General features: G+C 62.3%; 19 protein-coding genes. 14 read left to right on the top strand and 5 right to left on the bottom strand.

Features of this window, described 5'->3' with window-relative positions; all coding sequences use genetic code 11:
* Positions 1-28: 28 nt before the first annotated feature.
* The 6 genes from DAAHT2_RS03030 to DAAHT2_RS03005 all read left to right on the top strand — a co-directional run bounded on the left by DAAHT2_RS03030 (position 29) and on the right by DAAHT2_RS03005 (position 8897).
* On the top strand, positions 29-3004 hold the full coding sequence (locus tag DAAHT2_RS03030; RefSeq protein ID WP_013162830.1) for a PD40 domain-containing protein: 2976 nt from the start codon (positions 29-31) through the stop codon (positions 3002-3004).
* Positions 3005-3265: 261 nt separating this feature from the next.
* A complete protein-coding gene (locus DAAHT2_RS03025) occupies positions 3266-4681 on the top strand; it encodes an alpha/beta fold hydrolase (RefSeq protein ID WP_013162829.1) in 1416 nt (471 codons plus the stop codon).
* A gap of 323 nt (positions 4682-5004) precedes the next feature.
* Positions 5005-5502, top strand: a complete 498-nt coding sequence (locus DAAHT2_RS13735; protein WP_013162828.1) for a protease complex subunit PrcB family protein — start codon at positions 5005-5007, stop codon at positions 5500-5502.
* Between the two features lie 36 nt (positions 5503-5538).
* Positions 5539-6507: an LpxL/LpxP family Kdo(2)-lipid IV(A) lauroyl/palmitoleoyl acyltransferase gene (gene lpxL, locus DAAHT2_RS03015; RefSeq protein ID WP_013162827.1), complete on the top strand. Its 969-nt coding sequence runs from the start codon at positions 5539-5541 to the stop codon at positions 6505-6507.
* A gap of 170 nt (positions 6508-6677) precedes the next feature.
* On the top strand, positions 6678-8480 hold the full coding sequence (locus DAAHT2_RS03010; protein WP_013162826.1) for a YcaO-like family protein: 1803 nt from the start codon (positions 6678-6680) through the stop codon (positions 8478-8480).
* Positions 8481-8492: 12 nt separating this feature from the next.
* Positions 8493-8897 carry a M67 family metallopeptidase gene (locus tag DAAHT2_RS03005; RefSeq protein ID WP_013162825.1) on the top strand — a complete coding sequence of 135 codons (405 nt, stop codon included), beginning with the start codon at positions 8493-8495 and terminating at the stop codon, positions 8895-8897.
* Positions 8898-9077: 180 nt separating this feature from the next.
* Here the strand turns inward: DAAHT2_RS03005 and DAAHT2_RS03000 are convergent, their stop codons facing one another.
* Complete coding sequence (locus tag DAAHT2_RS03000) at positions 9078-12170, bottom strand: efflux RND transporter permease subunit (protein WP_013162824.1); 3093 nt, start codon at positions 12168-12170, stop codon at positions 9078-9080.
* Positions 12167-13345, bottom strand: coding sequence for an efflux RND transporter periplasmic adaptor subunit (locus DAAHT2_RS02995; protein WP_013162823.1), 1179 nt, complete (start codon positions 13343-13345; stop codon positions 12167-12169). Before DAAHT2_RS02995 ends, DAAHT2_RS03000 begins: the two co-directional genes overlap by 4 nt.
* A gap of 225 nt (positions 13346-13570) precedes the next feature.
* Here DAAHT2_RS02995 and DAAHT2_RS02990 point away from each other — a divergent pair, with 225 nt between their 5' ends.
* The 8 genes from DAAHT2_RS02990 (at position 13571) to DAAHT2_RS02955 (ending at position 20338) form a co-directional block, all read left to right on the top strand.
* Entirely contained in the window at positions 13571-14176 is a 606-nt protein-coding gene (locus tag DAAHT2_RS02990; protein ID WP_013162822.1) for a hypothetical protein, read from the top strand.
* A 164-nt stretch (positions 14177-14340) separates the two neighbouring features.
* A complete protein-coding gene (locus tag DAAHT2_RS02985) occupies positions 14341-14784 on the top strand; it encodes a DUF3617 domain-containing protein (RefSeq protein WP_013162821.1) in 444 nt (147 codons plus the stop codon).
* Positions 14785-15026: 242 nt separating this feature from the next.
* Positions 15027-15380: an ArsR/SmtB family transcription factor gene (locus tag DAAHT2_RS02980; protein ID WP_041718787.1), complete on the top strand. Its 354-nt coding sequence runs from the start codon at positions 15027-15029 to the stop codon at positions 15378-15380.
* On the top strand, positions 15377-15805 hold the full coding sequence (locus DAAHT2_RS02975; protein ID WP_013162819.1) for an arsenate reductase ArsC: 429 nt from the start codon (positions 15377-15379) through the stop codon (positions 15803-15805). The genes DAAHT2_RS02980 and DAAHT2_RS02975 overlap by 4 nt, the downstream gene beginning before the upstream one ends.
* A gap of 49 nt (positions 15806-15854) precedes the next feature.
* The gene (gene arsD, locus DAAHT2_RS02970; RefSeq protein ID WP_013162818.1) at positions 15855-16268 is read left to right on the top strand and encodes an arsenite efflux transporter metallochaperone ArsD; all 414 of its coding nucleotides are present in this window, start codon (positions 15855-15857) and stop codon (positions 16266-16268) included.
* Positions 16259-18031 (top strand): arsenical pump-driving ATPase, encoded by a 1773-nt coding sequence (gene arsA / locus DAAHT2_RS02965; protein WP_013162817.1) that lies wholly within the window; start codon positions 16259-16261, stop codon positions 18029-18031. The genes arsD and arsA overlap by 10 nt, the downstream gene beginning before the upstream one ends.
* Before the next feature lie 47 nt (positions 18032-18078).
* Entirely contained in the window at positions 18079-19185 is a 1107-nt protein-coding gene (gene arsB, locus DAAHT2_RS02960; RefSeq protein ID WP_013162816.1) for an ACR3 family arsenite efflux transporter, read from the top strand.
* A 271-nt stretch (positions 19186-19456) separates the two neighbouring features.
* A complete protein-coding gene (locus tag DAAHT2_RS02955) occupies positions 19457-20338 on the top strand; it encodes a bifunctional nuclease domain-containing protein (protein WP_013162815.1) in 882 nt (293 codons plus the stop codon).
* Between the two features lie 16 nt (positions 20339-20354).
* On the opposite strand, the gene trkA is transcribed toward DAAHT2_RS02955, so the two are convergent.
* From trkA to DAAHT2_RS02940, 3 genes are read right to left on the bottom strand one after another with little or no spacing between them, the layout of a single operon-like run.
* Positions 20355-21719, bottom strand: coding sequence for a Trk system potassium transporter TrkA (gene trkA, locus DAAHT2_RS02950; RefSeq protein ID WP_013162814.1), 1365 nt, complete (start codon positions 21717-21719; stop codon positions 20355-20357).
* A gap of 21 nt (positions 21720-21740) precedes the next feature.
* Entirely contained in the window at positions 21741-22901 is a 1161-nt protein-coding gene (locus DAAHT2_RS02945) for a cation:proton antiporter (protein WP_041718785.1), read from the bottom strand.
* A gap of 12 nt (positions 22902-22913) precedes the next feature.
* A complete protein-coding gene (locus tag DAAHT2_RS02940) occupies positions 22914-23195 on the bottom strand; it encodes a DUF4190 domain-containing protein (RefSeq protein ID WP_013162812.1) in 282 nt (93 codons plus the stop codon).
* Positions 23196-23324: the final 129 nt, after the last annotated feature.

Below are 23324 nucleotides of genomic sequence, written 5' to 3'. Positions count from 1 at the left end.
CTGACAAGGATCTCAAGGAGCTTGCTCCATGCTGCCGCCCCGCCGACGCTTACTGGCCTTCTTCAGCACCGGCCTGCTCGCCGTGCTGGCTTTGCTGTGCTGCCCGCCGCCGGGGGAAGCCTTTGCCCCCTATCCTTCCCATTATCGCTGGTACACCCTGCGCACGGAAAATTTCGCCATTCACTACCCCCGCCACCTGGAAGTGCAGGCCCGGCATACGGCGCAAATTGCCGAGCAGGTGCACCAGGAACTTACCGGCCGTTTCGACTGGACGCCCTGGGGCCGCACCCAGGTGGTGCTTGCCGATCATATGGACTTGTCCAACGCCCTGGCCTCCTCCTTTCCCTACAACCGGGTGGTGCTGCTGCTGCGCCCCGCCGCCCCGGGGGAAGAGCTGGCCAATTATCGTGACTGGCTGCACCTGCTCTTTGCCCATGAGTATGCCCATATCGTCCACCTGGACCAGGTCCGGGGCCCCAACCGGCTGGTGCGCGGTACCTTTGGGCGCATTCTTTCGCCCTGGAGTTTTCCCAACTGGTTTTCCCCCAAGTGGCAGGTGGAAGGGCTGGCCACCTACGAGGAGACCAGGATCACCGGTTACGGCCGCACCGGCGGCAGCTACTTTACCATGATTGTCCGCATGGCGGCGCTGGCAGAGCAGTTCCCCACCCTGGCCCAGATGCAGGGTTTTCACGCCAGTTGGCCGGGGGGCAAAAACCGCTACGTCTTCGGGGCCGAGTTCACCGACTATATTGCCGGCAAGCATGGCGAGGGCGGACTTTACGAGCAGACCCAAGATTATGCCGGCCGCCTCCTGCCCTTCCGCCTCAACGCCTCTTTTGGGCAAACCATCGGCGAACGCCCCGGCTCTTTGTGGCGGGAATGGAAGCAAACGGTGGCGCAGCAGGCCTCCGCCCTGCAGCAGCAGGTAGCCGAGCAGGGCGAGACCAGGGGGCAACAACTTACCCGACGCGGTTACCGGATCGGCGCCCCCCGCTTTTCCAACGATGGCCGCTGGCTGGCCTACACCGAAAGCGGCGCCCGGGCCTACCCTGCCGTCCGCCTGCTGAACCTGGCCGACGGCAAGGATCGTGAGCTGACCAAGGCCCTGGGCACCGGCGGCCTGAGCTTTTCCCCCGATGATCGGTGGCTGGCCTTTTCCCGCTGGGAGCGGGTTCGCTCCTATGAACTGTACAGCGACCTTTACCTCTACAATCTGGCCAAAGGCGAAACTAAACGGCTGACCACCGGCGCCCGCCTGCGCGACCCGGATTTTCACCCCCGGGACCACCTGCTGGTCGCCGTCCGCGAGGGGGAAGGCACCACCGCCCTGATGCTGGTGAACCCGGACAGCGGCGAGTTGCAACCCTTGCGGCCCAACGAAACCGACCCGGTGATTTACGGCCGGCCCCGCTGGTCCCCCGACGGCCGCTCCCTGGCGGTGGTGGCCTGGCGCCAGGGCCGACCGGGCCTGGAAGTGATTGCCGCCGACAGCGGAGAAACGGCAAGCTTACTGGCAGTTGCCGGCGCCACCCTGGCCTGGCCGGTCTGGAGCCGGGATGGTGATCACCTCTACTTCACCTACGACCGCAACGGCATTCACAATATTTACCGCCTGCAACCGGCCTCCGGCGACCTTGAGCAGGTAACCAACGTGGTGGGCGGCGCCTTTGAACCGGCCCTATGCCCGCAAAGCGGCCGCCTGGTCTTTGCCGATTATTCGGCCAGGGGTTACGACCTGATGCTGCTGGAGGAGTACCCCGCGATTGCGGTACCCCCACCCCAGCCCACCGCCCCGGCCCTGCCGCAAGCGGCCGCGGACCCCAGCGAAAGCAACCGGATAACCGCGCCAGTTCGGCACCGGCCTGAAGAAGACCACCCGGCCGAACTTTCCCGCCGCCGCTACCTGGCCGGCTCCACCCTGTTGCCCCGGGCCTGGCTGCCCGCCTTTGCGGTGGACGAGGAAGGCAGCAATTACGGCTTGTCGGTGTACGCTGCCGACCCATTGCAACGCCATTCCCTGCAAGGCACGGCCCTGTACGGCTCGGCCAGCAACCGCTGGGCCTGGGCCGCCACTTACCAGAATCACTGGTTTTTCCCGGTACTGGAACTGCACGCCAGCGATTTCGCCGCCAAACACGGCTACCTGTGGGCCCCGCCAGCCGACGAGGAAGGCTACCGCTCGCTGCCCAGCTACTGGGAGCGGCGCCGCAACCTGCAGGCCTCGCTGCTGGTTCCCCTGTTGCGGCTCCGCTGGGGCCTGGTCGGCCGGCTCGGGGTGCGCGAACAGCGGCTGGAGGCTTTAAGCGGCTGGCCGGCGGCCGAAGAGGCCCCGGCCCAGGGCCGGCTCCGGGGCACGGTGGTGGGCCTCAGCTTCGACAACCGCGAGCAGCCGGGGCTGGCAATCTCGCCGGAAAGAGGCCTGCTGGCGGCCCTCCAGTGGAACCATTTCACCGACTCCTGGGGGGATTTCAACATTGACGAGCTGGTGCTGGATACCCGGGTCTTTACGCGCGTGCCTTTCCTGCGGCGCCACGTGCTGGCCTGGTGGCTCAAAGGAGGTTTGGCGGAAGGAGATCGGCTGCTGCAAAGGCGCTTTCAACTGGGCGGCTTCATGCCCCCCGAGGCGCTGCTGGGAGAGAGCGGCGGCGGTTTTCCCCTGCGCGGTTACCCCCAGGCGGTGCAACGCGGCGACCGCATCGTGCGCACCACCCTGGAATACCGCTTCCCGCTGATCTATCATGAAGCCGGACCGTCCGTTTTCCCCCTCTTTCTGGACCGCAGTCATCTTACCCTGTTCGCTGAGGCCGGCGCCGCCTGGGACGGCTCCTGGGAGAGCGACAACCGGATCAAATCTTCGGTGGGCACCGAATACAAACTGAACCTGGTGCTGGGGCACCTGCTTCATCTGGATATGCGGCTGGGGCTGGCCCAGCGGCTGGATTCCGCCCGCCCCCGGGAAGACCGGACCATGCTATATCTGGCCCTGGGCCACCAATTTTAACGTAATCGTTCAGCAGCACCGCATCTTCGGGCGATCAGCCAAGCTTACGTACCGGGGGTACGCTGCGCCTGGCTGCTTGCCCGAACCTGCGGCACTGCTGAACGATTACGGCCCGTTAAACCGGGCACCCCACCTTGCGGCGATCAGCCCGGCTTGCGTACTGAGGTACGCGGCGCTGGTCTGCTTGCCGCAAGGTGGGACACCCCGTGACCGCTTACGTCTTGGCGGACTTTTAAAAAAACCAACATAGGGATTTGTTTTATGCAGCGATGGTTGGCGATGATCTTCAGGGTACTGGCGGTGATGGGGCTGGTTGCGCTCACCACTCCGGCCTTAGCCGATATGAAACCCGAGGCCGAGGGACCCGAGGCCATGACGATCAAGGAGCACCGGCTCGAAGAGCCGATTTTCGGCGGCCAGGCTTACCTGCTGGAGGCCGGCCGGGGTAACTCCCCAACCCTGCTGCTGGTGCACGGCCTGGGGGAGCAGGCCTCGGGCATCTGGCACGACCTGCTCCCGGAACTGGCGGTCGAGTACCACGTGCTGGCGGTTGACCTGCCCGGCTTTGGCCGCTCAGACAAGCTGAACGCCCTTTACTCGCCGCAGAACTACGCGGCTTACCTCAACTGGTTGGCGGAATCCTTCAGCAGCGGTCCCATGCTGGTGGTCGGGCATTCCATGGGCGGCACCGTGGCCCTGCGCTTTGCCGCCGACTGGCCGCAACAGGTTAAACGACTGGTGCTGGCGAATGTGGCCGGGGTGCTGCACCGAAAGGTGATTACCCAGGAACTGCTGGAGCCGGATTTACAGCAACGCCTGCCCGGCCTGCCCGCCGCCCCGCTGAGCCGGCTCGACAACTGGCTGAGCGGGATCATCGCCGGTTTACCGGACCTGCCCCTGGATATTAACCAGGTGCTCAACAACGACACCCTGCGGGCCAGGCTGCTTGGCGGCGACCCCGCCAAAATCGCCGCCCTGGCCGTGGCGGAGGAGAATTTCAACCGCGACCTGCGGGGGTTGGCAACCCCGGCCTTCATCATCTGGGGCGCCGAAGATCATGTTACCCCCCTGCGCACCGGCCTGCTGCTGGAAACCCTGCTGCCCAAGGCCCAACTGCAGGTTATTCCCGAGGCCGGCCACGTGCCCATGCGGGAACAGCCGGAGCTGTTCCGGAGCGCCCTGCAACAGGCCCTTACCGCCCCTACCCCGGCCGCCAAGGCAAAACCATGGCCCGGTGTTGCAGAAAACACCGCAAGCCAGGCCGAGCGGGTGGGCAGTTGCCAGGACCAGCATGGCCTGATCTTCAGCGGCCGCTATGATCGGCTGATCATCAGCGGCTGCCGCAATGTCCGGTTACGCCGGGTTGAGGCCGCATCGCTGACCATCCGGGATTCCCAGGTCACCATCGAGCAAAGCCGACTGACCAGCACCGGTATTGCCATGCAGGTAACCAATTCAGCGGTCAAGGCCACCGGTTTACGGGTGGAAGGCGAAACCGCCCTGGTGGCATCCGGCAGCCGCCTCGACCTGGCGGGGGTCGAACTGGTCGGGCATGATACCGCCGCGCTGGCTGAAGCACCTTCACTGCTGCTCTTCTCCGTCAGTCGCTCTGAAAGCAGCCATGGCCGCTATTTCCTCCACGGGGAACACCGGCTGCTGCCCGACGCCCCGCTGTAACCGTAAGCGTCACCAGGAGTACTGACCTGCGGGTTTAACGGGTAGCAATCTTGCGACAGGTTAAACAGTTGCCGCTTAACGGCCAACTGTTTGATTGCTTTCCCGGCGGCAATTAATTAGGATACGCCTTTGTTTGCAAAGCAGCAAAATATTCGTAACCGTTCAGCAGCACCGCATCTTCGGGCGAGCAGCCAGGCTTACGTACAGGGGTACGCTGCGCCTGGCTGCAAGACCAAACCTGCGGCACTGCTGAACGGTTACGGCCCGTTAGACCGGCAGGTTAGTACTCTGGTGAACGGTTACGAATATTTATGAGGCACAAGATGAAAAGTGGTTTTGCCTTACTGGCCGCGATGCTTTTGCTTGCCTGGAGCCTTGGCGGCTGTATCGCCGACGACAATGACAAGAACGACAACGATGACCCCGGCGATCCGGTGGCATCTTTGTTGTTGACCTCCGGCCAGACCAGCGGAATTGACGGCGAACGGCTGACGGCGCTACGAAAGCAGGCGGCCTACAACCAGTTGTGGCAGGAACATGAAACCGCCTTTGTCACTCCGCCGGCCCAGCCGGCGGTGGATTTCAACCAGCATATGGTGGTGGCAACCTTTCTTGGCCGGCGCGACACCGACGGCTACCGGGTGGAGGTGGTGGAGGTGCGGGAACGGGAGCACAGCCTGATGGTCACCGTACGCTTTACCGTGCCGGACGACGGTTGCCAGGTCACGGAAATCTCTACCCAGCCCTACCGGCTTATTACCATCCCCCAAACGGACAAGGTGGTGGGCTTTACCACCGAAGTAAGGGAGAGTTGCCCTTAAAATATCGCTTGCACTCCCGCTTCGTGCAGTCCGCCAATGAAAGAAAAGAAAAAGAAGAAAAAAAAACTGTGGAAAAAACGCTGGAAACGCTTTAAGCGTGGCCAGCAAAGTTCGCCCTGGACCCCGCTGAGCTGGCTGAGCTGGCTCGGGATGGGCCTGTTCTGGCTGCTCATCCAGTTGCCCACCCGCTGGCTGCAGCGGCTGGGCCGGGGGCTGGGGTTAGTTCTTTACACCCTGCTGCCGGGGCGCAGGCAGATCGCCCGCACCAACCTGCAACTATGTTTCCCGGAATTAACCGACCGGGAACGTGAACATCTGGTGCGGGAGAACTTCGCCTCCAGCGCCATGGCCATCTTCGAGGCCCTGCTGGGCTGGTGGGGCAGCGACAGGCGGATTGCCGCCCTCTACACGGTGGAAGGCGAAGAAAACCTGGCGGCGGCCAGGGCCGACGGCAGCGGGGTGATTCTGCTGGGTGGCCACTACACCACGCTGGAGATCAGCGGCCGCCTTTTCGGCCCCCACGTCCAGGGGATCTACCCCATCTACAAGCCGGCCAAAAACCCGGTGGTGGAGCGGCTGATGGTTCAGGCCCGCAAACGCTATTTCGACGACCTGCTGCCCAACACCGATCTGCGCGGGGTGGTGCGACAACTGCGCCGGGGCAATGCCACCTGGTATGCCCCGGACCAGGATTTCGGCCGCCGGGACACGGTCTTTGCCCCCTTCATGGGCGTGCCCGCCGCCTCCCTGGTGGCCACCGCCCGGCTGGCCAAGCTGGGCCGAGCCAAGGTGCTGCCTTTCTACTCCCAACGGCTGCCCGACGGCCGTTATCTGGTCCGCATTGAACCGGCCCTGGAGAATTTTCCCAGCGGCGACGATGTGGCCGATGCCACCACGGTGAACCAGGTCATTGAAAAGCAGGTGCGCCGCGCGCCGGAACAGTACCTGTGGATCCACCAAAGGTTCAAGACCAGGCCGCCCGGCGAACCGGATCTTTACCGGTAAGTAAGCGTTCTCACCAGGGGTACTAACCTGCCGGCATAACGGGCCGTAAGCGAACAGCCGTGCCGATGGAACACTTGACAACCCCAAAGGCCTTGGGCATATTCCTGCTGCGTCGGCCAGATAAAAAAACACCATTTATTTTATAGATCACCGGAAACCAGAGGAACAGCATGAACAAGATCAACCGGCAACTGCCTACTCCCGCCCCCATTACCTACGGGGATTGCCTGAAAAGCTACACCTACGACCAGGACAAGCTCTGCACCCCGGAGGAGACCATTGCCAAACTGAAACGGAAACTGGCTGAAGTTAAGCTTGATATCTTAAACGATATCCGCCGGGTTGATACCGGCCGGCTGGATATTCCGGTTTATTTCAGTGTCTGCGGCCGGGAAGCGTTTGAGGTTATCCGCAACAAAAAGCAACTGGGCAAAGGCTGCACCCCGGAACAGTCCCAGGCCAGCGCCTGCATGGAGCTGATCGAGCGTTTCAGCTTCTTTGATTTCAACCAGAAACCGGCCAACTTCCTGCGAGCCACCTACGGCGAGCTCAAGGATCAGGGGCTGCCGCTGCTGCCGCTTAGGTATTTGCTGCAGTCGGTCCACGATGAAAAGACCTCGGAAGAGACCCTGGCCCGGCTGATCAACGATATCCCCATCCGCTGGACCTGGGCCACCCACCTCAACCGGGGCGAGATGGTGCTGATCCCCTATTCCTGGTTTTACGCCATCAACGAATTCAACGGCCCTTCCGCCGGCAATTCCTTTGAAGAGGCCATTTTGCAAGGGCTCTGCGAGGTGGTGGAGCGCCACGTCTCGGCGGTGGTGACCCGCCGGCGCCTCAAGGCCCCCAGCATCGACCCCGAATCAATCACCGACCCGGTGGCCAAGGAGTTGCTGCACAAGTTCACCCGCCACGGCATCCGGGTATTTCTAAACGATTTCACCCTGGATACCGGCATTCCCACCGTATCCGCCATGGCCATGGACCCTTCCACCTTCCCCGCCACCAGCGAAATTGTTTACACCGCCGGCACCACCCCCGAACCCAACAAGGCTTTAATCCGGGCGCTCACCGAAGTGGCCCAGATGTCCGGCGATTTCCACAGCCAGTCCAACTACGAGGCCAGCGGGCTGCCCAAACCCCTGTCGCTGGAGGAGATGGATTACATCACTCACCCGGGCCGCACGGTAAAAATAAGCGACCTGCCCGACCTGAGCGACAACAATATGAAGGTGGAGATCGACCGCTGCCTGGCGGCCCTGAGCAGGCTGGATATGGAGGTCTTTGTGGTTAATACCATGCACCAGGATTTGCAGATCCCCGCCATCTACACCATCATCCCCGGCGCCGATTTCCGGGAACGCTCCAACAGCCGCAACGTCGGCCTGTTCGCCGCCAAGCTGGCCCACGAGCAGATCAGCCCTGCTTCGGCCCAGATCGAGCAACTAATGCAAATGGCCAGGATCATGCCCGAGGCCTACTTCATTGAATTTTTCCTGGGCAAGAAAAAGGCGGCCATGGGCCTGTTCCAGGAAGCCAATGAACATTTCCAGCGCTCGCTGAGCCTGAACCCGGAGGAAGAAGATTTTCCCTACATTTACGCCTATATGGGGGAGAGCCTGAAAGACATGGGCGATTACCAGCAGGCCATCGAAGTGCTGCGCCGGGGCATCGAGCACGACGAGGAGCGGCAGGACATCCACAACATGCTGGGTTTCTGCCACTACAAGCTGGCCGATTACCAGAGTGCGGTCAGCCATTTTGCCCGGGCCATCGAGCTGGAGCCGGGCTCGGCCATCGATTTCGCCAACCTGGGGATCAACCTGCGCAAACTTGGGCGCCACGAGGAGGCGGCGCACAATTTAAAAATCGCCATCACCATGGACCCCTACCTGGAACTGGCCCGCACCCACCTGGACGAAATGCTTGAGGAGAAGAAACAGAATACTGTTGGAGCATCCATCGGTTAAAGGATTACCGCCATGCTGCAGATCGAAGAACAGATTGTCACCGCCCTGCTGGCCCATGGCCGCCGGGAAGAGCCCAACGAAGCCTGCGGCTACCTGGCCGCCAAAGACGGGGTCATTTGCCGTCACTTCGAGTTAACCAACATCGACGCCGCCCCGGACCATTACTCCATGGACCCGGCGGAACAGTTTGCCGCCATGCGCAAGATGCGGGAGGAGGGGCTGCAACTGGTCGCGGCCTACCACAGCCACCCGGAAACCCCGGCCCGGCCCTCACTGGAAGACATCCGCCTGGCCAACGACCCCAATATGATCTATGTCATCGTCAGCCTGATGGCGGGCGTGGAGCCGGTCAAGGCCTTCAAGATCGAAGAGAACGACTATCGCGACATCCCCCTGCAGATCCTGAAAAAACCGTAACCGAACAGCCGCCTGAAGCAGCTGTCGTAACCGTTCACCAAGGGGGATAACCTGACTGTTTAACGGGCGGTAATCGTTCAGCAGTGCCGCAGGTTCGGGCAAGCAGCCAGGCGCAGCGTACCCCCGGTACGTAAGCCTGGCTGATCGCCCGAAGATGCGGTGCTGCTGAACGATTACCGGCTATCGCTTGCACAGCAGCAGGTATAGAGCCGGCACCACCAGCAGGGTCAGCATGGTGGAAGCGGCCAGGCCGGAAATCAGGGCCCAGGCCAGCGGCGGCCACAGGGATGAGGGCGAGAAAGCCAGGGGCAGCATCCCGGCAATGGTGGTGGCGGTGGTCAGCAGAATCGGCCGGGCCCGGCGGCTCACCGCCACCTGCAGGGCCGCGGCGGTGGGCAGGCCGGCGGCCTGGCGCTGCTCGGCCACGGCCAGCAGGACGATGGCGTTGTTGACCACCACCCCCACCAGGGCGATGGTGCCCAGCAACGACATAAAGCCGAAAGGCTGCCCCCCCAGCAGCAGCCCCGGCACCACCCCGGCGGCGGCCAGGGGCACGGTGACCAGCACAATCCCCACCTTACGGAAAGAGTTGAACTGCAACAGCAGGATGGCCAGCAGCAGCAGCAACCCCAGGGGAGCGGCGGCGGCCATGGCGGCGTTGGCCTCGCCGGTGCCCTCCAGATCGCCGCCCAGCTCCCAGTAAACTCCTTCCGGCAGGGTCAGCTTCTCCAGCCGGGGTCGCAACTCATCCAGCACCTGGCTGTAGGTGGTACCGTCGGCCAGTTGGGCCAGCACCTTGGCCACCCGCCGCCGGTCCTGGCGCTCGATGGCCGCCGGACGCCACTGCAGTTCAGCGGTGGCCACCAGGCTCAGGGGTACCGGCACCGGCCGGCCCGATCTTTCCGTCAGCAATAAAATATTTTCCAGATCCGCCGCCGGGTAATCTTCCCCCTCCGGGGAACGGACCAGAATCGGCACCGGTTCATCCCCGCCCCTGAACTGACCGGCGGCAATCCCCCGGCTCAGGCCGTACAGGGACAGGGCCACATCCTCGCGGCTCAAGCCGTGCCGGGCGGCGGCGGCATCGTCCACGGCAAAGACCTTGGTGGGCGCTCCGGTGCTCAGCTCATGGCGCAAATCCCTGACGCCGGGAATCTGGTTAAGCTGGGCCATCACCTGGAGGGCGGCGTTTTCCAGCTCGGCCAGAGCCGGCTGGCCATAGGCCCCGGGGCGACCCGGCCCGTTGGCGGTGTCCAAACGCCGTGTTACTTCCACCGGGGCGGTGCCAAACAGACGGATTTCGATGGGAGCGATCACCGGCGGCCCCTGCTCCAGCTTCCGCACCACCACTTCGGTGCCCGGCAACTGTTGCCGGGCCCACTCCCGGGTCCAGGCGACCAGTTGGTCCGGGGAACCGGGGGCGGCGGCGGTGACGGCCAACTGGGCCAGGTTGGGGCTGCGGGGGATGCGGGGCAGGTTGTAATAAAAAGGCGGGGCGCTGCGCCCAACGAAAGTCGCCACCGCCGCCACCTCGGGCAAGGCCAGCAGCTCTCGTTCCAGGCGGCCAGCGGCGGCGGAAGTGGCTTCCAGCCGGCTGCCTTCCGGCAGCTTGATTACCACCGTAAACTGGTTGCGATCGGACTCCGGGAAAAACTGCCGGGCCACCCAAGGAGTGAGCACAATCATCACCAGAATCAGCAGGGCCGCACCCGCCAGCACCGGCCGGGGCCGGCTCACCGCCACCCGCCCCAGCCCATCGGCCAGGCGCCGCCATTGCCTACCCGCCCCGCCGGCAACCGCCCGGGGGCGGAGGAAGTAGTAACACAGCAGCGGTGTCACCAGGATGGCAAAGAGATAGCTCAACCCCAGGGTGAGGATGATCACCAGGGGGATACTCCGGGTAAAATCGGCGGTTGGCCCCTGGGCAATCAGCATCGGGGTAAAGGCCGCCAGGGTGGTGCCGGTGGCCGCGGCCAGAGGGGCGGCCACTTCCCGCACCGCCGACCGCATCGCCAGCGCCGGCGGCTTACCTTCATCCAGCCGGGTCTGAATATTTTCCGTTACGACGATGGCATTATCCACCAGCATCCCCAGCGCGATGACCAGCGCGGCAATGGATATCTGGTGCAGCACCCCGCCACCCAGGGCATAAATCCCCAGCGCCGTCAGGGTTACCATGGGCACCACCGCCGCCACCACCAGACCGGGCCGCCGCCCCAGGGCGATAATCAGGACCGTGGCCACGATTACAATACCCAGCAGCAGCGAAGTGGCAAGCTGACTCAAACGCAGCCGCACCCAGTCGGGCTGAAAGGCCATCTCCCGGATTTCCAGCGGGGCGAACTCCGGCGCCCCGGCCGCCACCAGCTCCCGTACCGCCTCCCCGAAGGCCATGATATTGCCGCCGCTTACCGGCACCACCCCCAGCCCCACCACCGGCCGACCGTCGAGCCGCATCAGGGTTTCCGCCGGCCGGGCGGGGCCGTGGCGGACCTCAGCCAGCTCGGCCAGCGGCAGGGTGCCCCCCGACGGCAGCAGCAAAGGGGTTTGCTTAATCTCGGCCACCGACTGAAATTCACTCAACGGCCGCAGCATCAGCCGGCTGTCGGCCACGGCCAGGTCGCCGCCCCCCTGTACCCGGTTGCGGGCGGCCAGCAGGGCCGCCAGTTGCCGGCCGTCCAGCCCCAGCCGCCGCACCGCTTCCTCATCCCAGGTGATGGTGATCTGTTCCCCGGGATCCCCCACCAGGTGGACCTTGCCAACCTCCGGCAGTTGCAGCAGCCGCCGTTGCAACTGCCGGGCCGCTTGCCGCAGCACCAGAAGGTCGTTGTCGCCCGCCACCGCCAGTACCACCGAATCCTGCTCGTTGAGATCGCGATTCAACTGGGGGCGGGCAACACCAGAGGGCAGGCGGGGTTCGGCCCGCTCCAGGGCCAGGCGGACATCGTCCCAGGCCTGTTCGATATCCCTGGTGCCGTCGGCCAGCTCTAGGTTGAGCACCGCCAGCTCGGCCCGCGAGGTCGAATACAGCCGGCTGACCTGCTCCACCTCCTGCAGGTACTGCTCATATACGTCGGTGACCAGCCGCTCCACGGTTTCGGCGTCGGCCCCGGGAAACTCCACCAGGATCTGGCCCCAGTAATCGCGCAGGGTGGGGTCTTCCTGGCGGGGCATCTGGCTGCCGGCCAGCATCCCGATAAGGGCGACCAGCACCACCGCCGCCAGGGTGATCCGAGGGCGGGAGTGCAATTTGTCTAGCACCCCCGGCTTCACGGCCCTGGCTCCTCCGCAATCGCCTCCACCACGGCCCCGGCGGCCAGGGTGCTGAAGCCGGACACCAGCACCCGATCACCGGGGCGCAGGGGGCCAAAAACCGCCAACCGCTCACCGGTCAGGCTCCCGAGTTTTACCGTAACTCTTTCCACCCCGCCGTCCGGCCCCAATCGCATCAGGGCCGGCCGGTCGCCACCGGGGTTGATCACCGCCGCCGGCGGCACCAGCCAGGCACCTTGCTCCTCCACCTGCAGCCGTATTTCGGCCAGCTGCCCCGGCCGCAACCCCGGCGCGGCGGGAATTTCCACCAGGACCGGGAACAAAGACGGCGCCAGCGGCGAGGCATCGGCCACCGACCGGACCGTTCCCGGCAACTCCAGCCCGGCCCGGGGCAGTGCAACCGCGACACTTTGGGCCGGCGGCAGCAGGCTGAGCAGGGACTCCGGCACCTCGACCATTAACTCAAAGCCGGCCAACCGCCGCTTTTCCCGGTCATCCCCGCCCCGGGCAGCGGTGGCGCCGTCGGCGTTAAGACGCAACACCGGCCGGCCCGCCGCCAGGTACTCCCCCGGTTCGGCCAGCACCTCGGCCACCGAACCGGCAAAGGGCGCCGCAAGCTCGGTTGCCGCAAGCATCCGGGAAGCCTCCCGCAACTCTTCGGCGACCGTCCGACGGGCGGCCTTCAGGGCTGCGGCGGCCGACTCGGCCCGCTCGAACTCATCCTGGCTGACCGCGCCGGCCTCGGCCAGGCGGGCCAACCGCCGGCGCTCGTTGTCGGCCTGCCGCCAGCGGACCTCCAACTCTTCCAGCCGGGCCTGCGCCGCCGCCACGGTATTTTGCCAGGGCTCGGGGTCGAGAGTTGCCAGCACCTGGCCGGCGGCAAAACCATCTCCCACCTTAACCGGCCGCGCCAGCAGGCGGCCGCCGCCCTCAAAGGCCAATTCCGTTGTTTGCGCGGCCCTGAGCAATCCCGACAGGCGCAACTCCCGAATACTGCTGCCCGCCTCCACCTCCGCCACCTTCACCGGCTGCGGTTGCTGGCCCGGCGATAAGGTCGCCGAGGGCGGGGAAAGCGGCGCTCCCGGTTTGAAAACCAGCACCGCCACCAGTAGAAACAGTAAAAAGGCCGGCAACAAGCCGCCCAGTAAGCGGCGATAAGGCGCTTTAATTGGCATGCTTCATGATCCTTATACCTGTAGGTTAGTATTCCAGGTGAACTGTTACCTCCTGCATGATTCTGTCCTTGCAATAGAGCATGCCGCAAACGATTGCAAGCTGCTTTTGCTTTCCACCGGCTGCGGCAACCCTTTTACCGGTCAGGCCTTCGCGGTTGACAAACGGGAGCAAAAACAGCTATAGCAAATAATATAAGCCAGCAAAACAAGGACAAGGAGGACAACATGACTAACACGTCAAAAAACCGTAGAGCACTGTTTGCCGCCAGGGCAAGTTACTGCCTCAACCAACCCCGACGGCTGCTTTTGGCCGGCGCGGTTTTCCTGCTGGCCCTGCTGCTGGCCGCCCCGGCGGCTTGGGCCGATGATGAGGTTTACTACACCCAGGTGGGCATGTGGGCCGATCAGGGGGTCCGGGTGATGGGCACCAATTACAAGCGGGGCACCTTTATTCCCGTCAACAGCGAGGTGAAGATCAACCGGGTGACCAGACGGGCCATCGAGTTTACCGTCCCGGCCTTAAGCGACCAGCGGATCCAACTGGTCAACGTGCCCAATCATACTCAGGTTAACAACCAGGAACTGCAGGAACGTACCTTTGGCCGTCAGCCGGTGGACCTTGACCGCTTTAACCCCGAGATGCTGCAGTTTATCCGGCGGGGCGAGGTTAAACCGGGCATGACCCGCGACGAAGTGATCGCCACCCGCGGCTATCCGCCGGGCCATGAAACCCCGAACCTGGAGATGGACCAGTGGCGCTACTGGGAGCACCGCTTCGGCACCAAACTGGTCCGCTTCGAAGATGGCAAGGTGGTAGAGATCATCCACTAAGCCGTCGCGCCTGTCGGCCAGAAAGCCCGGCGGATAAACAGTCTCTAGCGGCGGGTGCGACCACACCAAAAGATGCAACTTAAAACCTGAGACAGCAACTGCAGAATACCGTCGCCGTTGATCTCAGTTCAAAAAAGCAAACCTTCATACTAACGGAGAAAACCATGATTCTCAAAGTCGCCCTCTCACCCCTGCTGCTCGCAGGCGCGCTGCTCCTGCTGCCCCTTGCCGCCCTTGCCGAAACCCCCAACATCAACCCCGGACTGTGGGAATATACCCACACCATGACCATTGAAGGCGGGCCGCAGATGCCGCCTCAGGTCCATAAGAACCAGGAATGCATCACCCAGGCCGATCTGCAAGAGGCTTACAAGGTGGTGGAAGTGCCAGAGGGCTGCACCCTTGAGAATTTGAACATGCACGCCGGCGGGGCTGAGTACACCATGAGTTGTATCGATGAAACGGGTACCACCATGTCCATGCAGGCCGAGATGCAGTTCATGGGCGACCGTTCCCTGGCCATCCTTTACAGCAGCATGGAAACCCCCATGGGGCCGATGAAGATCAAGATGGAAATTGAAGGGCGTCGCATCGGAGATTGCCCTTAACAGTCCTTGGCGCAAACCATCCCTGACTCTTCAATGTCGGTTGGCCAAAGATGGCTTTGGCCAACCTCCCCTGCTGCCTCTTTTTTTACCGATCACCTAATCGGCTGCGCTTACAAAATCCCATCGCCACTTGCTCCATGGCAAGATAGTCAAGCAAGCCCGTTGCTCAATTGCACTTGAGCAACGGGGAGCATGAAAAACCCCCTTGACAGTATCCGCCTATGCGGATATACGATTTAGTCATGAAAGATATTGCCGATATTCTCAAGGGGCTGTCCGAAGAGGTTCGCCTGCGCCTGCTGCTCTTGCTGCATCGCCATGGCGAGTTGTGCGTCTGTGAGCTAATCGGGGCACTCGGGTTACCCCAGTCAACCATCTCCCGGCACCTGGCCTACTTGAAGCACAGCGGCTGGGTAACGGGGTCACGACGGGGTGCCTGGATGCATTACCGGCTGGCGCCAAACCCCGAGCCGCTGAGGCGGGAAATACTCAGCGCCCTGGCCGGAGAAGCGAAAAACCGGGCTGAAGTGCAGCAGGACGAGGTCAACCTGGCTCTTTACCTGCAAAACAAAACCAATCAGGAGCGCTGCCGATGAAACCTTCCATTTTATTTCTCTGCACCGGCAACTCCTGCCGCAGTCAAATGGCCGAGGGCTGGGGGCGGCACCTGCTGGGGGAGCGGTTTGACTTTTTTTCCGCCGGCATTGCCAAACACGGCGTCAACCCGCTGGCCGTCAAGGTAATGGCCGAAGCCGGGGTAGATATCGGCAACCACTACTCGAAAACCGTGGATGAATTGCCGCAACAGCGTTTCGACCATGTCATTACCCTTTGCGGCCACGCCAACGAGACCTGCCCCTATTTCCCCGGCCCGGTCATTCACCATGGTTTTGATGACCCACCCGCCCTGGCGGCCGGGGCCGCCGACGAGGAGGAGGCCCTGGTTCACTACCGCCGGGTACGGGATGAGATTGGCAGTTTTATTAAAAAGCTGCCCCGCGAACTGGCCCAGCGGCAGTAGGTTAGCGCCCCTGGTGAACGGTTAACCCGAAAGCAACAAGGTGAACGATATGCCTAAGAAAATGGAAATTTTTGATCCGGCCATGTGTTGTTCCACCGGGATCTGCGGCCCCTCCGTGGACCCCGCCTTGGTCCGTTTTGCCGCCGATCTGCAGTGGCTGCGGCAAAAAGGAGTTGAGGTCCGCCGTTATAACCTGTCCCAGGAACCGGCGGCCTTCGCCGAAAACCAGTTGGTGCGGGATAAACTGGCCACCGACTCCACCTCCTGTTTGCCCCTGATTCTGGTGAACGGGGTGCTGAAAAGCACCGCCGGTTACCCAACCCGCCAACAACTGGCCGAAATGGCGCAAGTCAGCTATGACCCGGCCCACGACGCCCCACCGGCCAGCCCGGAAACCGCCCCCACTCTCGCTTCCCTGCCCCTGGCAGGGGATAAAAGCAACGGAGGTGAGCAATGCTGCTGATCGATCAGGCCCCTCGCTATCTCTTTTTTACCGGCAAGGGCGGTGTGGGCAAGACCAGCATCTCCTGTATGGTCGCCACCGCCCTGGCCCGCCGCGGCAAAAAGGTGTTGCTGATCAGCACCGATCCGGCCTCCAACCTGGATGAGGTGCTGGAGACCGAGCTTTCCGGAGCCCCCACGCCGGTGGTGGGCTGCCCCGGCCTGCTGGCCATGAACATCGACCCGGAAGAGGCGGCCGCCGCCTACCGGGAACGGATGGTGGCCCCATATCGCGGAGTATTGCCGGACGAGGCGGTGCAAAAAATCGAAGAGCAACTTTCCGGCGCCTGCACGGTGGAAATTGCCGCCTTCAACGAATTTTCCCAGGTAATCGGCCAGCCAACGACCGTGGCCGATTATCACCATGTTGTCCTGGACACCGCCCCCACCGGTCATACCCTGCGATTGCTGAGCCTGCCGGCGGCCTGGAACGACTTTGTGCTGGAAAACAAAAGCGGCTCCTCCTGCCTTGGTCCGCTGGCCGGCCTCAAAAAGCAGCGCCTGATCTATGAAGGGGCGGTGGCCTCTCTCACCGACCCCGCCTTGACCCTGCTGGTGCTGGTCAGCCGGCCGGAGCTCTTTGCCCTGGAAGAAGCGGCCCGGGCCGCCACCGAACTGGCCGGCCAAGGCATGAAAAATCAGCATCTTTTTATCAACGGCCTTTTTCAGGCTGCCTCCGACGACCCGGTGGCCAAGGCTTTAGAGGCCAAAGCCGAGCAAGCCCTGGCCAACCTTCCTCCCATCCTGGCCCGACTGCCCCGCAGCAGCATGGCATTTCGACCCCATGGCCTGGTGGGCATGGGGGCCATCGACCGGGCCCTGGCAGAGACCCCGGACCAGGCTCAGCAGGGCGAAATCAGGGAATTGGCCACCGATCTGCAACCAATCATTTCGCGCCTCACGCCCTGGCCCGAAATCATGGCGCAACTGGCCGCCCCCGGCAAAGGCCTGATCATGACCATGGGCAAGGGCGGAGTGGGCAAAACCGCCACCGCCGCCGCCATCGCCGTGGAGCTTGCCCGCCGGGGACACCGGGTGTGTCTTTCCACCACCGACCCGGCGGCCCATGTGGCTGCAATGCTGCCGGAAGCACCCACCAACCTGACGGTAAGCCGGATCGACCCCAAGGCTGAAACCCGTGCCTACACCGCCCAGGTACTGGCGGACCGGGAAGCGGAGTTGTCGCCCGAGGATCTGGAGTTGCTGCGAGAGGAACTGCGCTCTCCCTGCATCGAAGAGATCGCTGTCTTTCAGGCCTTCGCCCGGGAGGTGGCCAGTGCCCGCGAGCAATTCCTGGTGCTGGACACCGCCCCCACCGGCCACACCCTGCTACTGCTGGACGCCACCGAATCCTACCACCGGGAGGTGGCCAAAAACAACACCGGGGCCAGCGAAGCGGTAAAGGAACTGCTGCCCCGCCTGCGCGACCCGCAATACACCAAGCTACTGCTGGTCACCCTGCCCGAGGCGACCCCGGTGCACGAGGCCGCCAGCCTGCAGGAAGATCTGCGCCGAGCCGGGATCGAGCCCTGGGGCTGGGCAATCAATCAATGTTTTTCCCTTTCCGGCACTCGCGATCCGCAATTGGCCGCTCGGGGGGTGATGGAGCTTGGCTTTATCAAAGAGGTACTACAGCTCTGCTCAGGTCCGGTGGCCGCCTCGCCATGGCTGGCGACGGAACTCAAGGGCGACGAACCGTTACGCCGTCTGCTGAGCACCATTTAAGCCCGTCCAGCACTTTTCAAAGCAAGCAAACAGTTAAGGAATCAGCAATGTCTCAATGTCCCTCCACTTTAAAGCCGAGCATGGGCGGTAAGCTCTCATTGCTCGACCGCTACCTCACGCTCTGGATCTTCAGCGCCATGGCTCTGGGGGTGGGGCTTGGCTTTCTCTTTCCCGAGGGGGTAAGCCGCTTCAATCAATCCCTGACCGTGGGCGAGCATACCAACCTGCTGATCGCCGTCGGCTTGATCCTGATGATGTACCCTCCCCTGGCCAAGGTCAAGTATCACCTGATGCCCAGGGTGTTTGCCGACTTGCGGGTGGTGAGCCTGTCGTTGTTTTTAAACTGGCTGGCCGGTCCTTTGCTGATGTTCGTGCTGGCGGTGGGTTTCTTCGGCTTTCTCGCCCCGGCCGTGCTCGGCCCCGATCCTCGCTGGGGTTCATATATGGTGGGGTTGATCCTGGTGGGGATCGCCCGCTGCATTGCCATGGTGCTGGTCTGGAACCAACTGGCCCGGGGCAGCAGTGAGTACGCCGCCGGCCTGGTGGCTTTGAACAGCATTTTCCAGATTGTTACTTTCAGTTTCTATGCCTGGATCTTCGTCACCGTGCTGCCGCCGTTGTTCGGCCTGGAAGGGGTGGTGGTGGCGGTGAGTATCGGCGATATCTTCGTCAGTGTCATGATTTACCTTGGCATCCCCTTCACCGCCGGGGTTTTAAGCCGAGTGCTGCTGGCCCGGGCCATGGGGGAGCAGTGGTACGACCAGGTCTTCATTCCCTGGATCTCGCCCATCACCCTGGGGGCGTTGCTCTTCACCATTGTGGTGATGTTCAGCACCCAGGGGGAGCAAATCTTGCTGCGCCCGCTGGATGTGATCTGGATCGCCATACCGCTGGCGGCCTACTTCGCCCTGATGTTTTTGTTCAGCTTTTTCATGGCCCATCGGCTGGGAGCCGATTACCCCCGCAGTGCCTCGCTGGCCTTTACCGCTTCGGGTAACAATTTCGAGTTGGCCATTGCGGTGGCCATCGCGGTGTTCGGCATCGGTTCGCCCATCGCCTTTGCCACGGTCATCGGCCCGCTGGTGGAAGTGCCGGTGCTCATCGGCCTGGTCCATGTCAGCCTCTACTTCCTGCGCCGTTTCTACCAGCTGTAAGCGAACAGCCGCACCGCATCTTCGGGCGATCAGCCAGGCTTACGTACAGGGGGGACGCTGCGCCTGGCTGCTTGCCCGAACCTGCGGCACGGCTGTTCGCTTACGGCCCGTTAGACCGACAGTTTAGTACCCCTGGTGAACGGTTACTATCAGCAGGCCAAAAACGAGTGGCGGTAAACCGGCAGAGACTTCCCTTGACAATTTTCAGCCATCGCCCATAATCGGTAATGGCAGGAAAAAAGTTTTGCAAAAATAGTCAGGCGGAGGATTTATGTCTTTGAGCAAACCGGTGCAACTTCAGTTAAGCAAGCTTGGCGGGCTTTTGGTGGGCCTGGGCCTGATTCTGGCCGCCGCCGGGCCGGCCCTGGCCCAGCGTGAACTGGCCGTTGAGCCGGAGCAGCTGGTGGAGGTGGAGATCGCCACCGTGGCCATCGCCAGCAACGGTTCGCCGGTGGTGCTGCTCCGCGAACCAAACGCTAACAAGGTGGTACCGATCTTCATCGGCCCGGAACAGGCCATGGCCATCAGCCATGCCCTGCGCTCCACCAGGATGCCCCGCCCCATGACCCACGATCTGCTGATCAACGTCATCGGCGCCCTGCAAGCCGAATTGCAGCGGGTCTACGTGGATGATTTGCGGGGCCGGACCTTTTACGGCATGCTGGAGTTGACCGTGCCGGGGCGCGATGAGCCGGTGCGGGTCGACAGCCGCCCCAGCGACGCCCTGGCCCTGGCCGTCCGGGCCGGGGCCGGAATCTTTATCTCCCCCGAGGTGCTGAAGGCCGCCCAGGCCATTGAATACCAGGGCCTTGAGGATGAAGTGGTCACCGCGGTGGGCATCACCGTCAACCGGCTCACCGGGGATTTGCGCAAGGCCCTGGCATTACCCGAAATGGATGGGGTGCTGGTCAGCAACGTGACCGGCCCGGCCCGGCAAGCCGGCTTGCGGCCCGGCGCCCTGATCCTGCAGGTCAACGAAGGCACCCCCACCACCCCCATGGAATTTCTGGAACTGGTGCGCACCACCCCGGAAGGGCAGAAGGTGAGCATCAGGTACTGGCAAAACGGGGAAGAGCATCAACTACAGGTTTCCACCGAAGTCCCGGAACCGGAACGTTTCCACGACTGGAGCGCCCCCGGGGTCGAGTTGTAAGAAAAAGCGTTCACGATTACTCGCACACGAAGTAGCTGCCCAGGCGGGAGCAGACCTTGGGCACGGCAAAGATGATCAGGTGGTCGCCGGCGGTGAGCGTGATGTCGTCGTCCGGGATGATGACCTCGTCGTCGCGAACGATGGCGGCCACCCGTAACCCTTTGGGAAACCCGGCCTGGGTAATGTTTTTGCCCAGCACCTCGGCTCCGGCCGGCAGCACCAGTTCCATGCTTTCAGCCACTTCATCCTTTAACAGGTCCAGGACCAGGACATCCTCCCCGCGGGAAAATTTAAGGATGCGCGAAGCCGTGATCAGATGCGGATTAATGGTGTCGGTGATGCCGATCGCCTCGTAAATGGGGCCGTAACCGATCCTGGTCACCTCGGAGATCACCTTTGCCACCCCCCGTTTCAGCCCCATCACCGAGGCCACCATGTTGGTCCGATCATCTCCGGTGGCGGCCACCAGCACGTCGGCCTCGGCAATCTCCTCCTCGTTAAAATAAGAGATATCGCTGCCGTCTCCCTGCAAAACAATGCTCTTTCCCAGCTTGCGGTTCAGCTCATCAACCCTTTTTTCGTCTTTTTCGATGATCTTAACGGTATAGGAATGCTCTTTTTCCCCTTCCAGGATGGAGGCCAGGGTGTAGCCGATCAGCCCACCACCAAGGATAATGACCCGCTTAATGCTGGTTTTCGATCCGTGCAACATTCTTCCCGCCTTGCCCACCGCAGCGACCCGACCTGCCAGATAGACCTTGTCGCCGCCGCTTAGCATGGTATCTGCCTCGGGCAGGATGAATTTCCCGTCGGTCTTCATCAGGCCCACCACCGAGCAGCCGGCGGGCAGGGCAAAATCCTGCAGGGGCTGCTGCTCACTCTCCGCCAGCGCCGCAAGATAAACCGCCATCAGCATCACCCTGCCATCGGCGTAATACTCCACCTCCGAGGCTTCCGGCCAGTGGATCGCCTTGGCAATTTCCTGCGCCACCGCTTTTTCCGGGCTGATGATCACATCAATCCCCACTTGCGCCTGAATCAGCCCCCTGGTATCGATATCGATGTCACCGGCGCTCTCCGGGTTCCGTATCCGCGCCACGGTATATTTCATCCCCATGGTTTTGGCCAGCATGCAGGCGATGATATTAATCTCGTCGGACTCGGTAACCGCAATAAGCATACGGGCTTTGGAGATATTGGCTTTATGCAGCACCTCCAGGTTTGCCCCGTTACCGGTGATCACCGGCAGATCAAGCTCCTGGCTGAGCTGTTTCACCTTTTGCGGGTCCCGGTCCACCACCACGATCTCCTGCTGCTTGGCGGAGAGCCTCCGGGCCAGCTCCCGACCCACATCCCCGGCCCCAATAATGATAATATGCATCCGAAAAAAACTCCCCGCAGGTTATTTTTTGTTTTTGAACAAACGCTCCAGACGGTCGGCATACTCCGGCGCCCAGCGGAACAAAAAGACCCCGATAATGGCGGTGGCCACCACATAAACCCCTAAAAAGACGCGCAGCACCGGCTCGGCCAGGGCCGCGATAACCACGGAAAACTCCCCCCGGGGGACCAGGGACAGCGCCGCCCGGATGGCCCCTTTAAACGACAGGCCGTACCACCGGCCGCCCCAGAAACCGACCAGCAGTTTGGCCGCCACCGCCCAGACAATAAGGACCACCAGGGCCAGCGGGGAAACCAGTCCGGCACCGATGGTTATGGTGGTGCCGAACCAGAAAAAGAAAAAAGGCAGGCTAAGATCCTTAATCGGCTCGATGATCCTGCCCAGCTCCCGGGACATGCCGGTCTCGGAGAGCATCACCCCGGCCAGAAAGGCGCCCAGCAGCTTGGAAAGCTCCATGGCCTCGGCAATCCCGGCAAACATCAAGGCCAGCGCCACCGCCAACAGAGGCATGAAGTCCCGGCTCAGGTAACGCTCCACAAAGACGTCCAGGCGGCGAAAACCGTGGTAGGCAATCAGCAAAGAAAGGCCGGTAACCGCCACTACTTTGAAAAAAATCAGGCCGATGGCCTCGGCGGAAATCACCCCGTGGGTGCTGAGGCCGACCAGGAAGGAAACCATGACCGGCGCCGCCAGGTCTTCAAAAATCAGCAGCGCCAGCTTAAATTCACCTTCAGGGGTTTTGAGGCGGTTGCTTTCCTCCATTAACTTCACGGTAATCGAGGAACTGGTGGCATAGGCCACCCCGCCAATGATCAGGGCCGCCAGCAGATCGAAACCAAACCAGTAGGCCAACAAAAAGCTGCCGCCGAAATTGAGGACAATATCCAGTACCCCGACCTTCCAGATCCGGCGCGAGATATTAAACAGGCGGTTAAGGGGAAAATGCAGCCCCAGCAGAAAAAAGAGCAGAACAATCCCCAACCGGGCAAGCTGGTCGATGATTTCCAGTTCCGAGCTACTGAGCAGCCCTGCCAGCGCCACCCCCAAAAAGATGTGCGTAAGAAGAGCCGGCAGCTTCAGGCGCTGGCTGAGGTAACTGGCGGCAAAAAACAGCAGCAGAATCGCGCCGCCCAGCAAAAAGAGATGTTCCGAAGAAGACATCCGGTAATCTTCTTAAAGCAGAATCTTCCAGACCCCGACCATCCCCAGCAACACCAGTATCCCCAGCACAATACCGGCCACCGCCATCCAGCGGCGTTGGGGCTCTTTTAAGGCCACCAGGCCCAGCACCACCGCGGCAATGGCCGGCACAAAGGCCAGCGGCCGGATAAAAATAAGGGCCACCAGCCCGGTAATACCAAGGGTCAGGGCGGTGGCGGCCAGAAAATTGTTCTTCCGGCCCCCCTGGGCCGGTGCGCCGGCCTGAAGATTGTCCGCTGCATTCGGTGTCGTCATGGCAAATCCTCCTCTTTGTATGCAATTTTAGCCATCGTTGCCTCCCCGATAACCCTTGACAACATTTTTTACTAAGCCGATATTTTGAGTATAGAATTTTTTTTACACCAGGATCAAGCCGAACTTTTC

It is taken from the genome of Desulfurivibrio alkaliphilus AHT 2 (assembly GCF_000092205.1).
In the GTDB taxonomy this organism is placed as follows: Bacteria; Desulfobacterota; Desulfobulbia; order Desulfobulbales; family Desulfurivibrionaceae; genus Desulfurivibrio; species Desulfurivibrio alkaliphilus.
This window is presented reverse-complemented; position numbering and strand designations above follow the sequence as displayed.